Raw genomic sequence first — 21,837 nt, 5'->3', positions numbered from 1 at the left:
ACGAGAAAGCGATCCCATGACGACCACCCACTCCGCCGGTCCGCTCCCGCACCTGGACGCGCCGCTGCTCGACGACCGCGATCTGCGCGATCGCGTCACCTCCCTCATCGGCCCGGCCTACCGGCGCGCGCTCTGGCCGATCCTGCTCGACCGGGCCGGATTCCAGCTGCCGATCCTCTACCCCGTCGACGGGCTGCCCGTGCATCCCGACGAGGAGCGCACCGAGCGGATCGTCGCGACGCTCGCCAAGGCCGTCGCCCACCACGAGGTCGGCTCCCTCGCCTTCGCGCTCGAGCGTCCCGGCCGGGCCTTCCTCGGCGAGACCGACCGGGTGCTCGCCCGCTACCTCGCCGCGGCGTGCCACCGGCGAGCGATCCCCCTGCGCGCGCTGCTGCTGGTGCACGACGAGGGCGTGCGCGTCGTCGCCGAGGCCGAGTACACGGCCTCGATCCGCTGACCGGGGAGCACCCCGTCGGGAACCACCGGGGGAACGACGGAGGGACGACCCGCCGAGGCGAGCCGTCCCTCTCCGAGCGATCGGGGTCAGTCCGTGGTCGTGAGCGTGATCAGCAGCGACGAGGCGCCGAGATCGACCTCGGTGTCACCGGGCTGCACGGCGTACTCGCCGACGCCGAGCAGCGACTCCGCCACCTCGGGCAGGGGCACCCGGGCCGCCGCCTCGCCCACGTTGATCGCGATGGTCACCCGACCGCGTCCGAGCGTCAGCCAGCGCTGCTCCTCGTCGAACTCGACGACGAGCGAGCCGAAGCGCGGATCGGTCAGCTCGGGGAAGCGGCGGCGCAGCGCCGCGAGCTCCCGGTACACGCCGAGGATCCGGGCGTGGCGCCCCTCCTCCGCCTCGGACCAGTCCAGGCGCGAGCGGGTGAACGTCTCGGGGTCCTGCGGGTCGGGCACGACCTCGGGGTCCCAGCCCATCTTCGCGAACTCCTCGATCCGGCCCTTCGCCGTCGCCTCGCCCAGGTCCTTCTCGGGGTGCGAGGTGAAGAACTGCCACGGGGTGGACGCGGCCCACTCCTCGCCCATGAAGAGCATCGGGGTGAACGGGCCGAGCAGGGTCAGCGCCGCGGCGATCGCCAGACGCCCCTCGTCGAGAGTGGCCGTCAGACGGTCGCCGATGGCGCGGTTGCCGATCTGATCGTGGTTCTGGCTGCAGACCACGAGACGCCAGGCGGGCATCCGCTCGGTGTCGATCGGACGACCGTGGTGACGTCCCCGGAACGTCGAGAGCGTGCCGTCGTGGAAGAACCCGCGCGTGAGCACCTTCTCGAGAGCGCCGAGCGGAGCGAAGTCCTCGTAGTACCCGGTGGTCTCCCCGGTCAGTGCGACGTGGACCGCGTGGTGGAAGTCGTCGCTCCACTGCGCGTCGAGACCGTAGCCGCCCGCCTCGCGCGGGGTGATCAGCGTCGGGTCGTTGAGGTCGGACTCGGCGATCAGGGTGAGCGGTCGGCCGACCTGAGCCGAGAGCACCGCGACCTCCGACGCCAGCTCCTCGAGCACGTGCACCGCGCGCTCGTCCGAGAGGGCGTGGACCGCGTCCAGACGCAACGCGTCGACGTGGTAGTCGCGCAGCCACATCAGGGCGTTGTCGATGATGTAGCCGCGGACGACGTCCGAGCCCTCGCCGTCGAGGTTCACCGAGCTGCCCCAGGTGTTGGCCTTCTCGTTCTTGAGGTACGGGCCGAACTCCGGCAGGTAGTTCCCGCTCGGGCCGAGGTGGTTGTAGACCACGTCCTGCACGATCCCCATGCCAGCCCGGTGCGCGGCGTCCACGAAGCGCTGGTACGCCTCCGGTCCGCCGTACGGCTCGTGCACGGCGTACCAGAGCACTCCGTCGTAGCCCCAGTTGTGCGTGCCGTTCACCGCGTTCACCGGCAGGATCTCGATGAAGTCGACCCCCAGCGAGCGCAGGTGGTCGAGCTTCCCGGCTGCGGCGTCCAGCGTGCCCTCCGGGGTGAAGGTGCCGATGTGCAGCTCGTAGATCACCGAGCCAGCCAGCTGGCGCCCGGTCCAGGCCCCGTCCTGCCAGGCGTACGCGCTCGGGTCGAAGGTGCGCGACAGCTCGTGCACGCCCTCGGGCTGACGGCGCGAGCGCGGGTCAGGGAAGGGTCCGGAGCCGTCGACGCGGTAGCCGTAGTCGACCTCGCCCGACGGGACGGAGCCGGAGACCCGCCACCACCCCTCCGACCCGGCGGGCGTCATCGGGACGGAGTCCCCGCCGCCGAGCACCAGCTCGACGGCGGAGACCGTGGGCGCCCAGACGTCGAAGCGGTCGGGTCCGGCGGTGGCGAGGGCGTAGCGGTAGGGAGTCGTGCTGATCACGGAGATCTCCTGACGGTGTCGTGCGAGCGGGAACGGAGCCGGCCGGGCCGCGGGGGCCCGGCCGGACGGTCAGACGACCGGGACGAGCAGGGCGACGGGGAGGCCGCCGCCGAGGATCTCCGCGACGGGGGTGACCCCACCGGCGAAGGTCCGTCCGGTGAGCAGATCCTCGACCGGGTGGCCCGGCAGCACGACGACGGTGCCGCCCCAGCCGCCGGCCTCGGCCAGCCGGTGCGGGAGCCGCGTCGCGACCGTCAGGGCGCCGCCCCGGTCGAAGGCGACGGCGTGCTCGGCCGCCTCGCCGATCGCCGAGACCGGCGCGTAGCGGGTGAACAGCTCCGGCCGGTCGCGGCGCAGCCGCAGCGCGCGCGAGGTGACGAGCAGCTTGGCGGCCCCCTCCTCGTCGATCGGCGGCAGCCAGCCGCCGTCGATCCGCTCGAGCAGCGCGCGGCGCTCGGCGAAGTCGACCGGGCGGCGGTTGTCGGGGTCCACGAGCGAGGTCTCCCACAGCTCGCTGCCCTGGTAGACGTCGGGGATCCCGGGGGCGGTCAGCTGCACGAGCTTCGCCGAGAGGCTGTTCGACCAGCCGATCCCCTTCACCCGGGCGACGGTCCCCTCGATCAGGCTCCGCACGCGGGAGTCGTCGAAGGCGGCGTCTACGGCGGCGTGCATCCGCTCCTCGAACGCCTCGTCGGGCGCGGTCCACTTCGTCGAGCTGCCGGCTTCGCGCGACGCCTTCTCGGCGTAGGCGTGCAGGCGCTCCCGCGACGCGGGCCAGGATCCGACGATCGCCTCCCAGAGGAGGTGCTCGACGGGACCGTCGCCGAAGCCGACGAGCGAGTGCAGCGAGCGCAGAGTCTCGGCCCAGACCTCGGGCTCCTCCGCCAGCGCGGTGATCCTGGCGCGGGTGTCCTCCCCGCGCTTCGTGTCGTGCGTCGAGAGGGTCGTGAGCGAGGCGGGGAACGAGGACTGCCGCACGCCCTGCCGGCGGTGGAACTCCTCGAGGTCGATCGCGAACTCGTCCGGGTCGGCCCCGACCTCGTTGAGCGACGTGAGCCGGCTGTAGCGGTAGAACGCCGTGTCCTCGACGCCCTTCGCCATCACCATGCCGGAGGTCTGCTGGAACCGGACGGAGACGGCGGTGCCGGTCTCGCCGAGCAGCGCGGCGACCCGGTCGATCGTGCCGGCGATCTCGGGGCGGCGCCGCACCGCGTCGAGGCGGGCGTGCTCCAGGTGCTCGGCGCCGTAGGGCAGGTAGCTGCGATAGACCGGGAAGGTCGCGAGCAGCTCGGCGAGAGCGTCGTCCGCCCCGTCCACCGAGGGGATCAGCCGTGCGAGGCGGAGCACCTCGGAGCGGAGGATCCCGTCGGCGATGCCGCGCTTCGTGTCGTGGATGAGGTCGGCCCAGACGACCGGCGATCCGCCGTGGCCGAGTTCGGCGTCCAGTCCTTCGAGCACGCTCCGCGCCTCCGGGTCCACGAGGATCCGGTCGATGTCCGCGAGGGCGTCGTAGCCGGTGGTCCCGACGGTCGCCCAGTGCGCGGGCAGCGCCTCGTCGCCCTCGAGGATCTTCTCGACCCAGACCGGTGCCCCGCCGATGGCGCGGGCGAGGTCGTCGAGGTACCCGCCCGGGTCGGCGAGTCCGTCGGGGTGGTCCACCCGGAGGCCGTCCGCGAGCCCCTCGGTGAACCAGCGCACGATCTCGGCGTGCGAGGCGTCGAACACCTCGGGACGCTCGACCGTGATGGCGGCGAGGGTGTTCACCGCGAAGAAGCGGCGGTAGTTCAGCTCGGCGTCCGCGCGCCGCCAGTTGACGAGCTCGTAGCTCTGCCGCGCGTGCACCGTGCGTCCGGAGTCGCCGGGCTGCGCCGTCCCCGGAGCGATCGGCAGGCGGTTCTCGTAGTAGTGCAGCTCGTCGCCGACGACCTCGAGCGCGTCGAGCTCGCTGTCGCTGTCGCCCTCGCTCGCGCCGTCGCCCAGGATCGGCACGCGCAGCTTCCCGCCGCCCGCCTCCCAGTCGACGTCGAACGCGGACGCGTAGCGGGAGGACGTCCCGTTCTTCAGGAGATCCCACCACCACGAGTTCTCACTCGGCGTCGCGACGCCCATGTGGTTCGGCACGATGTCGATGAGCACGCCCAGGCCCTCGGCCTTCGCCGCAGCGGAGGCGTGGGCCAGGCCCTCGCCGCCGCCGCGGGCCGGGTCGACCTGCGAGTGGTCGACGACGTCGTAGCCGTGGTCGGAGCCCGGCTCCGCCGTCAGCAGCGGCGAGAAGTAGAGCCAGTCGGCGCCCAGGGAGCGCACGTAGTCGGCGACCTGCGCCCCCTCGTCGAGATCGAAGCCGGAGCGGATCTGGAGTCGGTAGGTCGAAGCGGGCAGTCGCACGTCAGGCTCCTGTCGAAGAGGCGGTCGCGGAGTCGGTCGACTCCGAGTGGGGGCTGGTGGAGGCGATGATCGGGATCGCGGAGGTCGCGGCCAGCGAGGCCAGCGAGGCGGCCACCGAGTGGTCCACCTCCGGCTCCGGGGCGCTGTGCTCCTGGAGGATCACGAGCGACTTGGCCTGGACGGTCAGCATCGCGCCGGCCGGACGCGGGATCGAGTCCGCCTCGGCGCCCGCGGTGTCCACGAGCACGCTCCACAGCGCGGCGTACTCGTCGCTGGGCACCGAGAACTCCACGTCGACGTCGTCGGCGTTGAAGTAGAGGAGGAAGCTGTCGTCCGTCACGGGCAGTCCGCGCTCGTCGCGCTCGCGGATCCCGTTGCCGTTGAGGTAGATGCCGACCGAGCGGCCCAGGCCCGAGTCCCAGTCCTCCGGCGACATCTCCGTGCCGTCGGCCTTGAACCAGACGATGTCGGGCAGGGGCTCCTCCGAGCCGCGGACGACGGGCCGGCCGTCGAAGAAGCGGCCGCGGCGGAACGTGGGGTGCTCGGCGCGCAGGCGGATCAGCGCGGCCGTGAACTCCAGCAGCGGGCGATCCGCGGTCGACCAGTCGATCCAGGTCAGCTCGCTGTCCTGGGCGTAGGTGTTGTTGTTGCCGTTCTGCGAGCGGCCCAGCTCGTCGCCGTGCAGGATCATCGGCACGCCCTGCGAGATGAGCATGGTGGCGAGGAAGTTGCGCTGCTGCCGGGCGCGGAGGCCCAGGACCTTCGGGTCGTCCGTCGGCCCCTCGACTCCGTGGTTCCAAGAGCGGTTGTGCGACTCCCCGTCGTTGTTGTCCTCGCCGTTGGCGTCGTTGTGCTTCTCGTTGTACGAGACGAGGTCGCGCAGGGTGAACCCGTCGTGGGCCGTCACGAAGTTGATCGAGGCGACCGGGCGGCGACCGGAGCGCGCGTAGAGGTCGGCCGATCCGGTCAGCCGTGAGGCGAACTCGCCCAGCGTCGACGGCTCGCCGCGCCAGAAGTCGCGGACCGTGTCGCGGTACTTGCCGTTCCACTCCGTCCACTGCGGCGGGAAGTTGCCGACCTGGTAGCCGCCGGGTCCGACGTCCCACGGCTCGGCGATGAGCTTGACCTGCGAGACGACCGGATCCTGCTGCACGAGCTCGAAGAAGGTCGAGAGCCGATCGACGTCGTAGAACTCGCGGGCGAGCGCCGAGGCGAGGTCGAAGCGGAAGCCGTCGACGCGCATCTCGGTCACCCAGTAGCGCAGCGAGTCCATGATCAGCTGCAGCGAGTGGGGGTGCCGGACGTTGAGGGTGTTCCCGGTCCCGGTGTAGTCCATGTAGTAGCGCTTGTCGTCGTCGACGAGGCGGTAGTACGCCTCGTTGTCGATGCCGCGGAACGAGAGCGACGGGCCGAGGTGGTTCCCCTCGGCGGTGTGGTTGTAGACCACGTCGAGGATGACCTCGATGCCGGCCGCGTGCAGCGCCCGCACCATGCTCTTGAACTCCTGGACCTGCTGGCCCTGGTCGCCCGTGGACGAGTAGGTGTTCTGCGGCGCGAAGAAGCCGATCGTGTTGTAGCCCCAGTAGTTCGAGAGGCCCTTCTCGATCAGGGTCGAATCGTTGACGAACTGGTGCACCGGCATCAGCTCGATCGCCGTGATGCCCAGGTGCTTGAGGTGCGCGATGACCGCGGGGTGCGCGACGCCCGCGTACGTGCCGCGCAGCTCCTCCGGGATGTCGGGGTGGCTCTTCGTGAGCCCCTTCACGTGCGCCTCGTAGATGACCGTGCGGTCGTAGGAGATGCGCGGACGGCGGTCCCCCGCCCAGTCGAAGAACGGGTTGATGACGACGCCCATCATCATGTGCGGCGCCGAGTCCTCGTCGTTCGTCGAGTCCGGGTCGCCGAAGGTGTACGAGAAGAGCGACTGGTCCCAGTCGATCTCGCCCGAGACGGCCTTCGCGTAGGGGTCGAGCAGCAGCTTGTTCGGGTTGCAGCGCTGCCCTGCGGCCGGGTCGTACGGGCCGTGGATGCGGTAGCCGTACTTCTGGCCGGGCTGCACCTGCGGCAGGTAGCAGTGCCAGACGTAGGCGTCCGATTCGAGCACGTCGACGCGCGTCTCGGTGCCGTCGTCGTCGAACAGGCAGAGCTCGACGCGCTCGGCGACCTCGCTGAAGAGAGCGAAGTTCGTGCCGCTTCCGTCGAAAGTGGCGCCCAAGGGGTAGGCGGTTCCGGGCCAGGTCTCCACGAGACTCCTCTGGGGTGTGGTCTCGGGCGATCCGGATGAGGCCGTCGTTCGGTCCGCGGATGCCCGACGTCGGGGGTGATGGTCCATCACCTTCGCGACGGACCGACTGCCCACCTTAGCGAGGGGCTCCTCCCGCTCACCCGGGAGCCGCTCGTCGGCGGGGGTCACCGGGCGCCGTCCTCGAGTGCAGCGAGCGAGCGCATCGCGACGAGCGGGAGGAGCGGCGGGGTCACGTCTCGAACAGTACGGGCGGCGCCGATCCCGCCGGAGGGGCTGGCGCCGCGCCGGGCCGATCGGCTATCGCCCCGTCGCGCTCAGTGCGAGCCGATCCTCCGCCGCAGCAGGTCGATCCGCGCCTGCAGCTGGGTGACGCTGGCCTGGGCGACGGCCGGCCCGCCGCAGAGCCGCCGCAGCTCGGTGTGCACCTGGCCGTGGGTCTCCCCCGTGTTGCGCGCCCACAGCCCGACGAGCGAGTTCAGGAGGCTCCGCTGCTCCTTCAGGGTGCGGTAGAGCGGCGCGGGGATCTCGCTCTCCTTCGCCTCCGGAGCTGCCGCGGCGCCCGGGCGGGTGCCGGCGCGCTTCGCCTGCCGCTGCTGCCGGTGCTGCAGGAGCTCGCGCACCTGGTCGGGCTCGAGGAGGCCGGGGAGGCCGATGAAGTCGAGCTCCTCCTCGCTCTCGACCTCGACCTCCATGCCGAACTCGGCGCCCTCGTAGACGACCCGGTCGAAGGTCGCGGCGGAGCCGAGCGACTCGAACCGCCCCTCCTCGAGCAGATCGGAGGACGCCTTCTCCTGCCGCTCGGCGTCGGCCATCAGGTCGGCCTCGGGGTACTCCTCGTCGTCCGAGCTCTTCCGGTCGAGCGCGTGGTCGCGCTGCTGCTCCATCGAGCTCGCGAGCGCGAGCAGCCCCGGCACGTTCGGGAGGAAGATCGACGCGGTCTCGCCGCGGCGCCGGGCCCGCACGAAGCGGCCGATCGCCTGCGCGAAGAACAGCGGAGTCGACGCCGACGTCGCGTAGACGCCCACGGCCAGCCGCGGCACGTCCACGCCCTCCGACACCATCCGCACGGCGACCATCCACCGGCTGGTGTCCTTCGAGAACTCCTCGATCCGGTCGCTCGCCTCCTTCTCGTCCGAGAGGACGACGGTGACGGGCTCACCGCTGATCTCGCGCAGCATCGCGGCATAGGCGCGGGCGGCGTAGTGGTCGGTCGCGATCACCAGCCCGCCGGCGTCGGGGATCGCGCGGCGCACCTCGCTGAGGCGCGTGTTGGCGGCGCGCAGCACCGACGGGATCCAGTCGCCCTTGGGGTCCAGCGCCGTGCGCCACGCCTGAGAGGTGATGTCCTTCGTGTTGCCCTCGCCGAGCCGCGCCTCCATCTCGTCGCCGGCCTTCGACTTCCAGCGCATCTGACCCGCGTACACCATGAAGAGCACCGGACGGACGACGCCGTCGGCCAGGGCGCGGCCGTACCCGTAGGCGTAGTCGGTCAGCGAGGTGCGGATGCCCTCCTCGTCGGGCAGGTAGCTGACGAACGGGATCGGCGCCGTGTCCGAGCGGAACGGCGTCCCGGTCAGCGACAGGCGCCGCACGGCGGGCTCGAAGGCCTCGCGGATCGCGTCGCCCCAGCTGAGCGCGTCGCCGCCGTGGTGCACCTCGTCGAGGATCACGAGCGAGCGCCCCGAGAGGGTGAGCTCGCGGTGGAGCTCCGGGCGCACCGCGATCTGCGCGTAGGTGACGGCGACGCCGTGGTAGTGCCGGGCGTGGCGCCCCATCCGGTTCGTGAAGGTGGGGTCCAGGCGGATGCCGACGCGGTGCGCGGCCTCGGCCCACTGGCGCTTGAGGTGCTCGGTCGGAGCGACCACGGTGATGCGGTCGACGGTGCGGTTGTGCAGCAGCTCGGCCGCGAGCCGGAGGGCGAAGGTCGTCTTGCCCGCGCCGGGGGTCGCAGCGGCGAGGAAGTCGCGCGGCTCGGTCTGGAAGTACGCCTCGAGCGCCTCCGCCTGCCAGGCCCGCAGCTTGTTCGCCGTGCCCCAGGGAGCGCGGCCCGGGAACGACGGGGACAGGTGCTCCGCAGCGGAGGTGCCGACCTGATGACCGAAGCTCGAGGGACTGTTCACGTGCGCCAACGGTAGCCGACGCCACCGACGCGGGGGCCGGGTCCGCGCGATCGGGCGCCGCACCGGGCGTGGCCTGGGCGTGTCGCGATCGTCCGCGCGACGGATCCGGCTCACCGCGTCGCGGAGCAGAATGGAGGGATGGTCGAGCAGCGTCATCCGTGGTCCCGCTACGTCGCCCTGGGCGACTCGTTCACCGAGGGGATCGGCGATCCCGAGCCCGCCAGCCCCGGCGGTCACCGCGGATGGGCCGACCGCGTCGCCGAGGTGCTGGGCAGCCAGGTCGACGACTTCGCCTACGCGAACCTGGCCGTCCGCGGGAAGCTGCTCCAGCAGATCCTCGACGAGCAGGTCGAGCCGGCGCTGGAGCTGCGCCCGGACCTCATCACGATCTCCGCGGGCGGCAACGACGTCATCCGCCCGGGCACCGACCCGGACGACATCGCCGCGCGCTTCGAGTCGGGCCTGGCGCGGCTGCGCGCGGACGACGCTACGGTCGTGCTCTTCACCGGTGTCGACGTCGGCTTCTCCCCCGTGTTCGGGCGCATCCGCGGCAAGGTCGCGATCTACAACGAGAACCTGCGCGCGCTCGCCAAGCGCTACGACTGCATCGTCGCCGACCAGTGGTCGCTGCAGGAGATCCAGGACGTGCGGATGTGGGCGCCCGACCGCCTGCACCTCAACCCGCACGGGCACCACGAGGTCGCCCGCATGGTTCTCGAGGCGCTCGCCGTCGAGAACTCGCTCCGGCCGCTCGCTCCGGAGCCGCTGCCCACGCCGACCTGGCGCGCGGCGCGCACCGAGGACGTGAAGTGGGCGCGCGAGTACCTCGTGCCGTGGGTGCTGCGGCGCGTGCGCCACCAGTCCTCGGGCGACTTCATCACGGCCAAGCGCCCGTCCGCGGAGCCCTACCGTGCCGACGCCGAGCGCGCGCAGCCCGCCCCCTCCGCACCGGGCACCGCGGCGCCGGGCAACGCGACGCCCGAGGAGGTCGCCGCCGACATCGCGACGGCCGGCGTCCGCATCGTCGTCGAGGGCGACTGAGCGCCGGCCGAGCAGTCCCGACTAGCCGAGCAGTTCCGCCGGGTGCGAGGCGCGCCAGCCGAACCCCGGATCCTCGATCGACCCGTCGGCGACCAGGGGCAGCTCGTAGGGCGTGCCGTTGACGCTCACAGTCGCGGTCCCGACGCCCGAGCCGTCGGCCACCGTCTCGAGCGGATCGAGCTCGACCGTCGTCGAGGTCGTGACCGCTCCCCAGGTCAGCACCGACCGCGCCTCGGGGGTCTCGGCCACGGCCGACTCGCCCCAGAGGCTCGTGAAGGAGCCGAAGTCCTGCCCCTCGGTCGTCAGCGGTACCGTGCGGAACCCCGCCTCGACGCTCGGCAGCAGGGTCAGGATGTCCGAGGCGAGCTGCGGATGCGTCCGCGCGCCCACGACGACGCCGACGAGCGTCACCGGCTCGCCCTCGACGACGGTGTCCACCGAGAACAGGAGGCACGATCCCGCCTCGTCCGTCGTCCCCGTCTTGATCCCGTCCACTCCCCCGCGCCCGAGGAGCGTGTTGGTGTTCTGCACCACGCCCACCCCGGGGACGTCGGCGCGGGGCAGGGCGACGATCGGCGCCAGCACCGGATCAGCGACGAGCAGCTGGCCCAGGCGCACCATGTCGGAGGTGGTGCTCACGGTGTCGGGCGAGAGCCCGCTCGTGTCGGTGACGACCGTGCGCGTCAGCCCCTGCTGGTCGAGCCAGGTGCGCGCGGCGGCGAGGTACGCCTCCTCCGAGCCGAAGGCCCAGATCGCGAGGGACTTCGAGTAGTTGTTCGCGGACGGCAGCATCAGCACCGTCAGCGCCTCGCGCTGCGTCAGCTCGAGGCCCGCGGAGACGGGCGCGACGGAGCCGTTCTCGGCCAGCGAGTCACTGTAGTAGCCGACGTCGGCACTCGTGAAGGTGATGTCCGCGCCGTCGGTCCCGTCGGCGATCGGCCGCGCGGCGAGGATCACCAGCGCCGTCACGACCTTCGCGATGCTCCCGGTGGGCACGGGCTCGGTCGAGCCGTAGCTCGCGAGCACGCCGTCCTGCTCGGCGTCGTCGAATCCGACCGCCCCGATCGCCCCGGAGCCGTACGCCGGCCAGGCGAGCACCGGAGCCTCCGTCGTCGCCCCGGGCGTCTGCGCCACGAGGGCGGTCGCGACGGGCAGCTCGGCGCTCGCCGCGGTCGCGGAGTAGGCGCCGCCCGCGCCGACCAGGACGACGGCGAGCGCGCCCCCGATGATCGCGCCGACGCGGCGCCGACGGGGCGGAGGGCCGGCAGGCTGCTCCGGCAGGACCGCTCCGAGCACGTCGATCGGCGAGTCGTCGGGTCGCGTCGGGGAGCTCACTCCGTCATCGTAGGCGCGGTGTCCGCCCGATCCTCGGAGGGTGCGGCCGCGCGCGTCAGCGCCCAGAGCGCCACCGCTCCGGCGGACGCCACGTTCAGCGAGTCGACCCCGTGCAGCATCGGGATCGTGACCACCGTGTCCGCCGCGTCGAGAGCGGCCCGGCTCAACCCGTCCCCTTCTGCTCCGAGCACGATCGCCACGCGCTCGGGGCGCCGGGCGGCGTAGACGTCCAGCGGCACCGCGTCCGGCGCCAGAGCGAGTGCCGCGATCGAGAACCCGGAGGCGAGCAGCTCGTCCCGCGCCGGCCCCCACTCCGGCGTCCTGGTCCACGGCACCTGCAGCACCGTGCCCATGCTGACCCGCACGCTGCGGCGGTAGAGCGGATCCGCGCACCGCGGCGTCACGAGGACGGCGTCCGCCCCCATCCCGGCGGCCGCGCGGAACACCGCGCCGACGTTCGTGTGGTCGACGAGGTCCTCGAGGATCACGACGAGGCGGGCGTCCGCGAGGAGCTCCGTCACGGTGGGCAGCACGGGCCGGTGCATCGAGGCCAGCGCCCCGCGGTGCAGGTGGAACCCGGTCAGCTCCTCGATGGTCTCGTCGGGCGCCACGAACACCGGGACCTCGGGGAAGCGCTCGAGCACGTCCGCCGCGTCGCCCAGCCGCTTCTCCTGCACCAGGACCGAGCGCGGGCGGTGCCCGGCGTCGAGGGCCCGGCCGATCACCTTGGCCGACTCCGCGATGTAGAGCCCGCCCTCCGGCTCCAGCACCCGCCGCAGGGCGACGTCCGTCAGCCGGTGGTAGTCGGCGAGGAGGGGATGGTCGAGGTCAGCGATGTGCACGATCGGCATCCCGGCACCCTAGGGCCGATCGACGGGGATCGCCGGCGCTCGCGACGGCGATCCCCTCTTCACAGCCCTCGGGCACCGCGGCGCTCTAGACTTCGAGACGGGCCCGCCGCGCACGCGGAGGGATCACCGACGGGAGGCGCGGATGGAGTCGAGTCCGACACCGGTCGAGGACGGCACCCGTGCCGACGCGATCGAGCAGGCCGTCGAACTCCTCAGCGGGCGGCGCATCGCCGCCGTCACCGGCGCGGGCGTCAGCACCGACTCCGGCATCCCGGACTACCGCGGAGCCGGCGCGCCGGTGCGCACCCCGATGACCTACTCGCAGTTCGTCGCCGACCCCGACTACCGCAAGCGGTACTGGGCCGGCAGCCAGATCGGCTGGCGGCGCTTCACGAGCACGCTCCCCAACGACGGGCACCGCGCCCTGGCCCGACTCGAGGAGCGGGGCGTCCTGACCGGAGTCGTCACCCAGAACGTCGACGGGCTGCACGTCCGCGCCGGATCCCGGCGCGTCGTCGACCTGCACGGGTCCGCCGACCGCGTCCGATGCATGACCTGCGGGCAGTACTTCGCCCGTGACGCCGTGGCCGACCGGATCGCCGAGGCGAACCCCTGGCTCGACGACCCGGACGTCTCCTCCCTCAACCCCGACGGCGACGCCGAGGTGCACGACGTCTCGGCGATGACCGTGCCCGACTGCACCGTCTGCGGCGGGATCCTCAAGCCCGACATCGTGTTCTTCGGCGAGTTCATCCCCACCGAGCGGTTCCAGGAGGCGCGCGCCATCGTCGCCGGCGCCGACGCCCTCCTCGTGGCCGGCTCCTCCCTCGTCGTCAACTCCGGCATCCGCTTCCTCGAGATCGCGCGCCGCGGCAAGATGCCGATCGTCATCGTCAATCGCGGCACGACCAAGGGCGACGGCCGCGCCGCGATCAAGATCGACGGCGGCACGAGCGAGGTCCTGCGGATCCTCGCCGACCGCCTCCCCGCCCGCTGACCCGGGCGTCCTCCCCTCCCCGCACCTCGAGAGGCTCCCGTGACCCAGCTCACCCTCGTCCGCCACGGCCAGACCGACTGGAACGCGGCGCGCCGCATCCAGGGAGCGAGCGACATCCCGCTGAACGACACCGGCCGTTCGCAGGCGCGGGCGGCCGCGCGGATCCTCGGCGAGCGGGAGTGGGACGCGGTCGTCGCGAGTCCGCTGCAGCGCGCCTACGAGACGGGTGCCGTCATCGCCCGGGGTCTGGGCCTCGACGAGCCGCTCGTCGTGCCCGGGCTGGCCGAGCGCGCCTACGGCGAGGCCGAGGGCATGACCGGGGACGACCTCCGCGCCCTCTTCCCCGGCGGCATCGAGGGTGAGCGCATCCCCGGCTGCGAGACCCGCGCCGAGGTCGTCGCGCGGGCGACGGAGGCGCTGCTCGAGGTCGCCGAGCGCTTCCCCGACCAGCGGGTGATCGTGGCGACGCACGGCGCCGTCATCGGCAGCCTTCTCCGCTCGCTCAGCGAGGACGCGCTGCTGCCGCAGGGGATCACCGTCGGCAACGGGTCGCGCCACGACTTCGCGATCGTCGACGGCGCCCTGCGGATCGTCGCGTTCGACGACTCCGGTGACGTGGTGGTCGTGGACGCCGATCTCGACGACGTCCTCAGCCCCACCGCTCCCTAGGGCCTGTCGAGCGAGGTCAGCAGCTCGTAGAGCACCCGGGCGGAGTCGCGCCACGAGTACGCCGCCGCGCGCTCGCGCGACCGCTCCGAACGCTCCGTCCACACCGCCGCATCCTCGAGCGAGCGGACTCCGCGCGCCACGTCTTTCGCACTGCCCGGATCCACCAGGACCGCCGCGTCCCCGCCGATCTCGCGGAAGATCGGGATGTCGCTGACGACGACGGGGGTGCCGAGCGCCATCGCCTCGACCAGCGGGATCCCGAAGCCCTCGTCGCGGCTCGCGCTGACGAGGGCGGTCGCGCGCGCGAGCACCGACCGGTAGGTGGCGTCGTCCGCGCCCTGGTGGAACACCAGCTTCGCCGTCGGGGCGAGCGAGCGCAGCGTCTCGACCGTCTCGTCGCTCGCCCGGCTCATCAGGTGCAGCTCGTAGTCGGGAAGCAGCCGCATCGCGCGGGCCAGCGTCTCGACGTTCTTGTAGGGCATGTAGGAGCCCATGTACACGAGCGAGCGGGCGTCGGAGCGGTCGGGCAGCGACGCGGCCAGCGCGGTGCTCGCCTCGTCCGGGTCGCCCGCCGCGTTCGGCACCACCACGATCGGGCGGGTCGTCAGGCGGTGCTCCCGGATCAGCTCGCGAGTGGTCTCCGACACCGTCACCACGGCGTCGGCCCGCTGCAGCAGTCGGCGCTGCGGCCACCAGGACAGGTGGTAGAGCCGCCACAGCCCGCGGACGGGCAGCGGCAGATCGCGCGGGGGCGTGCGATGGCGGTAGTAGATGAGGTCGTGCACGGTCAGCACGAGGCGGTAGCGGCGACCGAGCGACCCCATGGTCTGCATCGGCGAGAAGACCACGTCCGGCTTCAACCGGTTCACGAGGAGCGCCACGAACGGCTCGAACGGACCGGTCGGCGACGTGACCTTCTCCCACGGCAGGTCGGGCAGCAGCGCGAGCTGGCGTCGGTCGCTGATCAGCATCGTCACGTCGTGCAGAACCGAGAGCTCGCGCACGAGCTCGGAGGTGTAGCGGCTGATGCCGTCGTGGCGCTCGAGCCGGGTGTAGCGGCAGTCGACGACGATCCTCATCGGTCGATCCCCTCCTCGAGGGCGCGGCGGAGCACCGCGGCGGCCTCGTCCGGCGTCTCGTAGTGGATGAGGTGGCCGACCCCGTCGATCACGTGCAGCCGGGCGTGCGGGAGCGCCGCGAGCAGGCGGTGCTGCGCGGCGAGCGGCGTGATGTCGTCCTGCGCCGCCGCGATCAGCAGCGTCGGCACCGTGAGGCGCGCCGCGTACTCGCTCACGTCGTGCGAGACCGAGGCGCGGAACGCCTCGAGCACCGTGTCGCGCGACGCGAACGCGCTGAAGTAGCGGTCGTGCTGGTCGTGCACGAAGCGCCGCAGACCGGCGTCCTTCGTCTTCACCATCGTCAGGCTCATCACGCGCACGATCCACGGATCGCGCAACAGCCGGTACCCGAGAGTCCGCGGCAGCACCGCTCCGAGCCGGTAGTAGAGCACCGCGAGCCGTGTCAGCACTCCCCGAGGGCCGGCGAGGGCCGGAGCCGCGATCGGATTGACGAGCACGAGCAGCGGAGTCTGCAGCCCCGATGCGACGGCCGCCGCGGCCACGATCGAGCCGAAGGAGTGACCGAGCACCACGGCCTCGCCGCGGAGCCCGAGCACGTCCAGGAACTCCCCCAGCCAGGCCGCGTAGCCCTCCACGTCGTGCGCGTGCGCCGTCATGGGCGGGGACGCGCCGAATCCCGGCAGGTCCGGAGCGATGACGCGGACGTCCGCCCCTCCCCCGAGCAGACGGGCGATCACCGGCTCCAGACCGTGGTGCTCGCCGCGGAAGCCGTGCACGAGCACGATCACCGTCGCCGCGTCGTCCGAGCCGTAGCTCCAGTAGGCGGTGGACGCCCCCGGGACGGCCGCGGAGGCCTCCCGGATCGGGAGTCGTCCGAGGTCGGCGGCGTAGGGCGAAGCGACGGTCATCTCGGTCCCCATCGTAGGCAAGACCGCCCGAACTTCTCGCCGCAACGCCTTGCGTGGCCGCGATCCGAGCCGGGAGCATGAGGACGCGCTCGCTTCGCGACGCACCGCCCCGTCCTCCGTGACGGTCATCCGCTCAGGCAGCAGCAGAAGGAGCACCGTGAGCTTCACGTCGCCGATCCAACTCCCCGGACTCGCCCTCGATCCCCAGTGGTACCGCCGTGCGGTGTTCTACGAGGTCATGATCCGGTCGTACTACGACTCGAACGGGGACGGCGCCGGGGACATCAACGGACTGGCCTCCAAGCTCGACTACCTGCAGTGGCTCGGCATCGACGCGCTCTGGCTGCCGCCCTTCTACATGTCGCCGCTGCGCGACGGCGGCTACGACGTCTCGGACTTCAAGGCGATCCTCCCCGAGTTCGGCACGATGGAGGACTTCCGCGACCTGGTGCGCAAGGCGCACGAGCGCAACATGCGCATCGTCATGGACTTCCCGCTCAACCACACGAGCGACCAGCACGAGTGGTTCCAGCAGTCGCGGTCGGACCCCGAGGGCCCGTACGGCGACTTCTACGTCTGGAACGACACCGACGACCGCTACCCCGACATCCGCATTATCTTCGTCGACACCGAGGACTCGAACTGGGCGTTCGACTCCGAGCGCCGGCAGTTCTACTTCCACCGCTTCTTCTCGCACCAGCCGGACCTCAACTTCGAGAACCCGGCCGTCCGCGAGGCGATCCACGACGTGGTGAAGTTCTGGCTCGACCTCGGCGTCGACGGCATCCGGCTGGACGCGATCCCCTACCTCTACGAGTCCGACGAGGGCAACGGCGAGGGCGAGCCGCCCACCCACGACTTCATCAAGAACCTCCGGCAGATGGTCGACCGCGACTACCCCGGCCGCATCCTGATCGCGGAGGCGAACCAGTGGCCGCGCGAGGTCGCCGCGTTCTTCGGCACCGAGGAGGAGCCGGAGTGCCACATGGCCTTCGACTTCCCGGTCATGCCGCGTATCTTCTACTCCCTCCGCGCGCAGACGGCGAACGAGCTGAAGAAGGTCCTCTCCGAGACCTTCGACATCCCCACCGGAGCCGCGTGGGGCGTGTTCCTGCGCAACCACGACGAGCTCACGCTCGAGATGGTCTCGGAGGAGTACCGCCAGGCGATGTACGGCTGGTACGCCTACGACCCGCGGATGCGCTCCAACATCGGCATCCGGCGTCGCCTCGCCCCGCTGCTCGACAACTCCCGCGCCGAGCTCGAGCTGATCAACGCCCTGCTCTTCTCGCTCGCGGGCAGTCCGTTCCTCTACTACGGCGACGAGATCGGGATGGGCGACAACATCTGGCTGAACGACCGCGACGCCTCCCGCACGCCGATGCAGTGGACCCCCGACCGCAACGCCGGCTTCTCGGCCGCCGACCCCGGCAAGCTCGTCCAGCCGATCGTGCAATCGCTCGTCTACCACTACAACCAGGTGAACGTGGAGGCTCAGCTCGCGCAGTCCCGCTCGCTCCTGCACTGGATGCGGAACGTGCTGCACGTACGCCGTGGCCACCCGGCCTTCGGCCTCGGCTCGATGCGCGTGCTCGAGACGGACCACGAGTCGGTGCTCGCCTTCGTGCGCGACTACGCCGGGTCCGGCTCCGCCATGGGCGACCAGCCCGAGGAGGTGCTCTGCGTCTTCAGCTTCAACCACAACCCGGTGTCGGTGACCATCACCGACCCCGAGAACCCCGGCTCCGCGCTGAGCGACCTGTTCGGCGGCGGACGCTTCCCCGGCTTCTCGGCGGACGGCACCCTCACGATGACCCTCGGCACGCAGGGCTTCTTCTGGCTGCACGTCGCGAAGGCGGACCACGACCGATGAACCACTCGTGAGCACGCCGCGGGGCCTCCGACCGATGTCGGAGGCCCCGTTTAGGCTGTCCGCGTGAGCATCACCGCAACGACCGAGCCGACCCTGTTCGACGACGGCGCGTTCGAGGCCCTCCCGTCCGACGAGGCTCGCGCCGCTCCGGCACCCGCCGAGCTCGCGCCCGCCGAGGGCGCGCCCTGGTTCGACCTCCTCGCCGTCTTCGATCTCGAGACCACGGGCATCGACGTCCGCACGAGCCGCATCGTGACCGCGCACGTCGGAGTGATCGGAGCCGACGGAGAAGCGATCGAGGGCACCACGTGGCTCGCCGATCCGGGAGTCGAGATCCCCGCGGGGGCCAGCGCCGTGCACGGCATCAGCACCGAGCACGCGCGCGAGCACGGCCGCCCGGCGGGCGAGGTCGTCGCCGAGGTGTCCGAGGCGCTCCGCTCCCTGCTCGCCCGCGGTATCCCGGTCGTCGTCTACAACGCCCCCTACGACCTCTCGCTGCTCGCCCACGAGGCGCGACGCTGGGGTGTGCCGGTCCTGATCGATCCGAGCCCGGTCGTCGATCCCCTCGTCATCGACAAGGCCGTCGACCGCTACCGCAAGGGCAAGCGCACCCTCACCCTCGCCGCCGAGCACTACGGAGTGAGCCTCACCGACGCCCACGACGCCGGAGCCGACGCCGTCGCGGCGGGCAGGGTCGCCCAGGCGCTCGGCCGCGCCTTCGCCGACGAGCTCGGAGTGGGCGCCGACGCCCTGCACGCGCTGCAGATCGACTGGTGCCGCGACCAGGCCGAGTCGTTCCAGGAGTACATGCGCCGCGTCCGCGACGAGGCCTTCGTCGCCGACGGCGCCTGGCCCGTACGCCACTGACGCCGCGCCAGCGCCGGGTTGGGTTCAGCAGGACCTAGGTGAGCGTGCGCCCCTCCCGCAGCAGCGCCACGTACTCGCGGATCCGGCGCTCGCGCGACTCCGGCCGCTTCAACTGCTTCAGGCGGAAGAGGAACGCGAAGCGCTTCTGCCCGCCCAGGGTCGCGAAGAACGCCGCCGCCTCCGGGTCGGCCTCCAGGGCCGCCAGCAGGTCCGGAGGCACCTCCGCCCCCTTCTGCCGGTACGCCGCGTCCCAGCGGCCGTCCGCCTTGGCGCGCTCGATCTCCGCGAGTCCGGCGGGGCGCATCCGGCCCTCTTCGACCAGCCGGACGACGTGCTCGCGGTTCACCTGCGACCACGGACTGGCCCGGCGACGCGGGGTGAAGGCCTGCAGCGTGAACTGCTCGTCGAACGCGCTGGCCTGCCCGTCGATCCAGCCGTGGCAGAGCGCCACGTCGAGGGCCTCGGCGTAGGTAAGGCCGGGATCGACCGCCGCCTTCTTGCGCAGCTTCAGACGCACCCCGCCGGGATCCGGGGAGTCCGACAGGTACGCCTCCCACTCCTCCGCGGTGACGACGGGGAGGATCGGCTTGTCGGCGAAGGACACCATGCCCGGACGCTACCGCACCGGCGTCGCCAGGGACACGACGAAGGGCCCCCGACCGTGAGGTCGAGGGCCCTTCGAGGAGCGGCTACTTGCCGAAGTTCTTGTAGCGGCTGTTGAACTTCTCGACGCGGCCGGCCGAGTCCATGATGCGCTGCTTGCCCGTGTAGAACGGGTGCGAGGCCGACGAGATCTCGACGTCGATGACCGGGTAGGTGACGCCGTCGAGCTCGATGGTCTTGCTGCTCTTCGCCGTCGAACGGGTGAGGAAGGTCTCACCGGAGGCGAGGTCGCGGAAGACGATCGGCGCGTACTCGGGGTGGATGTCGGTCTTCATGGCGTGTCCTGTCGTTGGTGGTCCTGAACCGCACCTGTCGTCGACGGGAACGGGTGGAAGGGTGGTGGGCGCACCGCGAACGGGCCCGAACCAGCTATCGAGTGTAGCAGATCGTGCGGCCGTCGACGAGGGGATCCGCGGCGCGGCGGACCCGGTCGATCAGCGGCGGGCGCGAGCCGAGTACCGGCCGTCCTCGCGAGTGAGGGCGATGTCGAGTCCGAACGTCTCGGAGAGCGTCTGCTCGGTCAGAGCCTCGGCCAGCGGCCCGGCGGCGACGGCCTTCCCGTCGCGCAGCAGGAGCGCGTGGGTGAAGCCGTCGGGGATCTCCTCGACGTGGTGGGTGACCATCACGATCGCGGGCGACGCCGGGTCCTTCGCGAAACCGCTGAGGAGCGCGACGAGCTCCTCGCGGGCGCCGAGGTCGAGGCTCGCGGCCGGCTCGTCGAGCAGGAGGAGCTCGGGGTCCGTCATGATCGCACGCGCTATCTGCACCCGCTTCTGCTCGCCGTCCGAGAGCGTCCCGAACGTGCGGTCCGCGAGGTGGTCGAGCTTCCACTCGGCGAGCACGCGGCGGGCGCGGCGCTCGTCGACGGCGTCGTACGACTCGTTCCAGCGACCGGTCACCGAGTAGGCGGCGGTCATCACGACGTCCAGGACCGATTCGTCCACCGGCAGGCGGCGGGCCATCGCGGTCGAGGCGTAGCCGATGCGCGGGCGCAGCTCGAAGACGTCGACGCGGCCGAGGGTCTCGTCGAGGATCCCGGCGGTACCGGTCGAGGGGTAGTTCTGCGCCGCGGCGATCTGCAGGATCGACGTCTTGCCCGCGCCGTTGGGTCCGAGGACGACCCAGCGGTCCTCCTCGGCGACGGCCCACTCGATGTGATCGAGGATCCGCTTGCCGTTCCGGACGAAGGAGACATCGGAGAACGAGACGACGCTGGGCATGCGTCCCATCCTAAAGGGCGAGCGCGGAGGGATCAGACGAGCGAGTCGTAGATCGCCCGGGTGTCCCGCGCGATCTGCGTCCAGCTGAAATCGCTCTGCGCCCGCTCGCGGCCCGCCGCTCCCATGCGCTTGGCCGCCTCGGGATCCGCGACCACCTCGGCGAGAGCCGCCGCGAGGTCCGCGACGTAGCGGTCGGGGTCGACCGGGGTGCCGGTGCCGTCGGTGACCTGCTCGATCGGGACCAGGCGGCCCGTCACTCCGTCCACGACGACCTCGGGGATGCCGCCGGTGGCCGTGCCGACGACCGCGGCGCCGCACGCCATGGCCTCGAGGTTCACGATGCCGAGCGGCTCGTAGATCGACGGGCAGACGAAGGTCGTCGCCGCCGTCAGCACCGCGGAGAGCTCGTGACGAGGGAGGTGGCGGTCGATCCAGACGACGCCGGTCCGCTCCTCCTGCAGCCCGCGCACCAGCGCGGTGACCTCCGCCATGATCTCGGGGGTGTCGGGAGCACCCGCGCACAGCACGAGCTGCACCTCGGGAGGGAGCGTCGCCGCCGCGCGCAGGAGGTACGGGAGCCCCTTCTGCCGCGTGATGCGGCCGACGAAGACCACCGACGGGCGGGAGGGGTCGATGCCGAGGCTCTCGAGGACCGCCTCGTCCTCGACGGGGTGCCACGCGTCGAGATCGATGCCGTTGTAGACCACGTGCACCTTCGCCGGGTCCAGCGCCGGGTAGGAGCGGAGGATGTCGGCGCGCATGCCGCCGGAGACCGCGATCACGGCGTCCGCGGTCTCGTACGCCTCGCGCTCGATCCAGCTCGAGACGCGGTAGCCGCCGCCGAGCTGCTCGGCCTTCCAGGGGCGCAGCGGCTCGAGGCTGTGCGCCGAGACCACGTGCGGGACACCGTGGAGCAGCTGGGCGAGACGGCCCGCCGCGTTCGCGTACCAGGTGTGCGAGTGCACGAGATCGGCTCCCGCCGCGTCCTGCGCGATCTGCAGGTCGACGCCGAGGGTCTGGAGTGCTCCATTGGCCTGGGCGAGTTCGGCGGGGACCGGGTACGCGAACGCTCCCGGCTCGTCCCGGGGAGCTCCGAAGCAGCGGACCACGACCTCGATGTCGTGGCGCAGCGCCTTGGTGAGCTCGGCGACATGGACGCCGGCTCCTCCGTACACCTCGGGCGGGTATTCCTTGGTCAGCAGATCGACTCGCACACCCCGAACCGTAGTACAGCCGATTCCCCG

General features: G+C 71.8%; 18 protein-coding genes. 6 read left to right on the top strand and 12 right to left on the bottom strand.

Translation table 11 applies throughout. The features are described 5' to 3' along the window. Positions 1-16 precede the first annotated feature (16 nt). Positions 17-457, top strand: a complete 441-nt coding sequence (locus LRG51_RS01495) for a hypothetical protein (protein WP_055792067.1) — start codon at positions 17-19, stop codon at positions 455-457. Positions 458-543: 86 nt separating this feature from the next. Here LRG51_RS01495 and treZ read toward each other — a convergent pair whose 3' ends face one another. The 4 genes from treZ to LRG51_RS01475 all read right to left on the bottom strand — a co-directional run bounded on the left by treZ (position 544) and on the right by LRG51_RS01475 (position 9,090). Next, positions 544-2,340 carry a malto-oligosyltrehalose trehalohydrolase gene (gene treZ, locus LRG51_RS01490; RefSeq protein ID WP_230670572.1) on the bottom strand — a complete coding sequence of 599 codons (1,797 nt, stop codon included), beginning with the start codon at positions 2,338-2,340 and terminating at the stop codon, positions 544-546. Between the two features lie 69 nt (positions 2,341-2,409). Next, entirely contained in the window at positions 2,410-4,725 is a 2,316-nt protein-coding gene (gene treY, locus LRG51_RS01485) for a malto-oligosyltrehalose synthase (protein ID WP_230670569.1), read from the bottom strand. 1 nt (position 4,726) lies between these two features. After that, positions 4,727-6,970 (bottom strand): glycogen debranching protein GlgX, encoded by a 2,244-nt coding sequence (gene glgX, locus LRG51_RS01480; RefSeq protein ID WP_055792061.1) that lies wholly within the window; start codon positions 6,968-6,970, stop codon positions 4,727-4,729. Positions 6,971-7,284: 314 nt separating this feature from the next. Continuing rightward, positions 7,285-9,090 (bottom strand): DEAD/DEAH box helicase, encoded by a 1,806-nt coding sequence (locus LRG51_RS01475; RefSeq protein WP_230670567.1) that lies wholly within the window; start codon positions 9,088-9,090, stop codon positions 7,285-7,287. Positions 9,091-9,228: 138 nt separating this feature from the next. Here LRG51_RS01475 and LRG51_RS01470 point away from each other — a divergent pair, with 138 nt between their 5' ends. Next, positions 9,229-10,131: an SGNH/GDSL hydrolase family protein gene (locus tag LRG51_RS01470; protein ID WP_230670564.1), complete on the top strand. Its 903-nt coding sequence runs from the start codon at positions 9,229-9,231 to the stop codon at positions 10,129-10,131. A gap of 21 nt (positions 10,132-10,152) precedes the next feature. Here LRG51_RS01470 and LRG51_RS01465 read toward each other — a convergent pair whose 3' ends face one another. Together LRG51_RS01465 and LRG51_RS01460 are read right to left on the bottom strand one after the other, a co-directional pair. Next, entirely contained in the window at positions 10,153-11,466 is a 1,314-nt protein-coding gene (locus LRG51_RS01465; protein WP_230670561.1) for a D-alanyl-D-alanine carboxypeptidase family protein, read from the bottom strand. Beyond that, complete coding sequence (locus tag LRG51_RS01460) at positions 11,463-12,317, bottom strand: TrmH family RNA methyltransferase (protein WP_230670558.1); 855 nt, start codon at positions 12,315-12,317, stop codon at positions 11,463-11,465. The genes LRG51_RS01465 and LRG51_RS01460 overlap by 4 nt, the downstream gene beginning before the upstream one ends. A 142-nt stretch (positions 12,318-12,459) precedes the next feature. Here LRG51_RS01460 and LRG51_RS01455 point away from each other — a divergent pair, with 142 nt between their 5' ends. Both LRG51_RS01455 and LRG51_RS01450 read left to right on the top strand, forming a co-directional pair. Next, the gene (locus LRG51_RS01455; RefSeq protein WP_055792052.1) at positions 12,460-13,314 is read left to right on the top strand and encodes a Sir2 family NAD-dependent protein deacetylase; all 855 of its coding nucleotides are present in this window, start codon (positions 12,460-12,462) and stop codon (positions 13,312-13,314) included. Positions 13,315-13,353: 39 nt separating this feature from the next. Further along, a complete protein-coding gene (locus LRG51_RS01450; RefSeq protein ID WP_230670554.1) occupies positions 13,354-13,983 on the top strand; it encodes a histidine phosphatase family protein in 630 nt (209 codons plus the stop codon). On the opposite strand, the gene LRG51_RS01445 is transcribed toward LRG51_RS01450, so the two are convergent. Together LRG51_RS01445 and LRG51_RS01440 are read right to left on the bottom strand one after the other, a co-directional pair. Beyond that, on the bottom strand, positions 13,980-15,062 hold the full coding sequence (locus LRG51_RS01445; protein WP_230670551.1) for a glycosyltransferase family 4 protein: 1,083 nt from the start codon (positions 15,060-15,062) through the stop codon (positions 13,980-13,982). The two genes, LRG51_RS01450 and LRG51_RS01445, sit on opposite strands and share 4 nt — an antisense overlap. Next, complete coding sequence (locus LRG51_RS01440; protein WP_230670548.1) at positions 15,059-15,970, bottom strand: alpha/beta fold hydrolase; 912 nt, start codon at positions 15,968-15,970, stop codon at positions 15,059-15,061. The genes LRG51_RS01445 and LRG51_RS01440 overlap by 4 nt, the downstream gene beginning before the upstream one ends. Positions 15,971-16,127: 157 nt before the next feature. On the opposite strand from LRG51_RS01440, the gene treS reads away from it, so the two are divergent. Both treS and LRG51_RS01430 read left to right on the top strand, forming a co-directional pair. After that, a complete protein-coding gene (gene treS / locus LRG51_RS01435) occupies positions 16,128-17,843 on the top strand; it encodes a maltose alpha-D-glucosyltransferase (RefSeq protein ID WP_055792044.1) in 1,716 nt (571 codons plus the stop codon). A gap of 63 nt (positions 17,844-17,906) precedes the next feature. Further along, positions 17,907-18,710 carry a 3'-5' exonuclease gene (locus LRG51_RS01430; RefSeq protein ID WP_268788514.1) on the top strand — a complete coding sequence of 268 codons (804 nt, stop codon included), beginning with the start codon at positions 17,907-17,909 and terminating at the stop codon, positions 18,708-18,710. 34 nt (positions 18,711-18,744) lie between these two features. Here the strand turns inward: LRG51_RS01430 and LRG51_RS01425 are convergent, their stop codons facing one another. The 4 genes from LRG51_RS01425 to glgA form a co-directional block, all read right to left on the bottom strand. Further along, positions 18,745-19,317: a YdeI/OmpD-associated family protein gene (locus LRG51_RS01425; protein ID WP_055792041.1), complete on the bottom strand. Its 573-nt coding sequence runs from the start codon at positions 19,315-19,317 to the stop codon at positions 18,745-18,747. Between the two features lie 82 nt (positions 19,318-19,399). Then, a complete protein-coding gene (locus LRG51_RS01420) occupies positions 19,400-19,648 on the bottom strand; it encodes a type B 50S ribosomal protein L31 (protein WP_055792039.1) in 249 nt (82 codons plus the stop codon). Between the two features lie 159 nt (positions 19,649-19,807). Further along, a complete protein-coding gene (locus LRG51_RS01415; RefSeq protein WP_055792036.1) occupies positions 19,808-20,593 on the bottom strand; it encodes an ABC transporter ATP-binding protein in 786 nt (261 codons plus the stop codon). A 32-nt stretch (positions 20,594-20,625) separates the two neighbouring features. Then, positions 20,626-21,807, bottom strand: coding sequence for a glycogen synthase (gene glgA / locus LRG51_RS01410; RefSeq protein WP_055792033.1), 1,182 nt, complete (start codon positions 21,805-21,807; stop codon positions 20,626-20,628). Positions 21,808-21,837: the final 30 nt, after the last annotated feature.

Source organism: Rathayibacter sp. Leaf248 (assembly GCF_920939495.1).
GTDB classification, from domain to species: Bacteria; Actinomycetota; Actinomycetes; order Actinomycetales; family Microbacteriaceae; genus Rathayibacter; species Rathayibacter caricis.
This window is presented reverse-complemented; position numbering and strand designations above follow the sequence as displayed.

Excerpts from the sequence above, each read along its gene's own strand:
- LRG51_RS01470 (WP_230670564.1), top strand. The coding sequence starts at position 9,229 with ATGGTCGAGCAGCGTCATCCGTGGTCCCGCTACGTCGCCCTGGGCGAC.
- LRG51_RS01445 (WP_230670551.1), bottom strand. The coding sequence starts at position 15,062 with ATGAGGATCGTCGTCGACTGCCGCTACACCCGGCTCGAGCGCCACGAC.
- LRG51_RS01415 (WP_055792036.1), bottom strand. The coding sequence starts at position 20,593 with ATGCCCAGCGTCGTCTCGTTCTCCGATGTCTCCTTCGTCCGGAACGGC.
- LRG51_RS01460 (WP_230670558.1), bottom strand. The coding sequence starts at position 12,317 with ATGCCGATCGTGCACATCGCTGACCTCGACCATCCCCTCCTCGCCGAC.
- LRG51_RS01455 (WP_055792052.1), top strand. The coding sequence starts at position 12,460 with ATGGAGTCGAGTCCGACACCGGTCGAGGACGGCACCCGTGCCGACGCG.
- LRG51_RS01440 (WP_230670548.1), bottom strand. The coding sequence starts at position 15,970 with ATGACCGTCGCTTCGCCCTACGCCGCCGACCTCGGACGACTCCCGATC.
- LRG51_RS01420 (WP_055792039.1), bottom strand. The coding sequence starts at position 19,648 with ATGAAGACCGACATCCACCCCGAGTACGCGCCGATCGTCTTCCGCGAC.
- LRG51_RS01495 (WP_055792067.1), top strand. The coding sequence starts at position 17 with ATGACGACCACCCACTCCGCCGGTCCGCTCCCGCACCTGGACGCGCCG.
- LRG51_RS01425 (WP_055792041.1), bottom strand. The coding sequence starts at position 19,317 with ATGGTGTCCTTCGCCGACAAGCCGATCCTCCCCGTCGTCACCGCGGAG.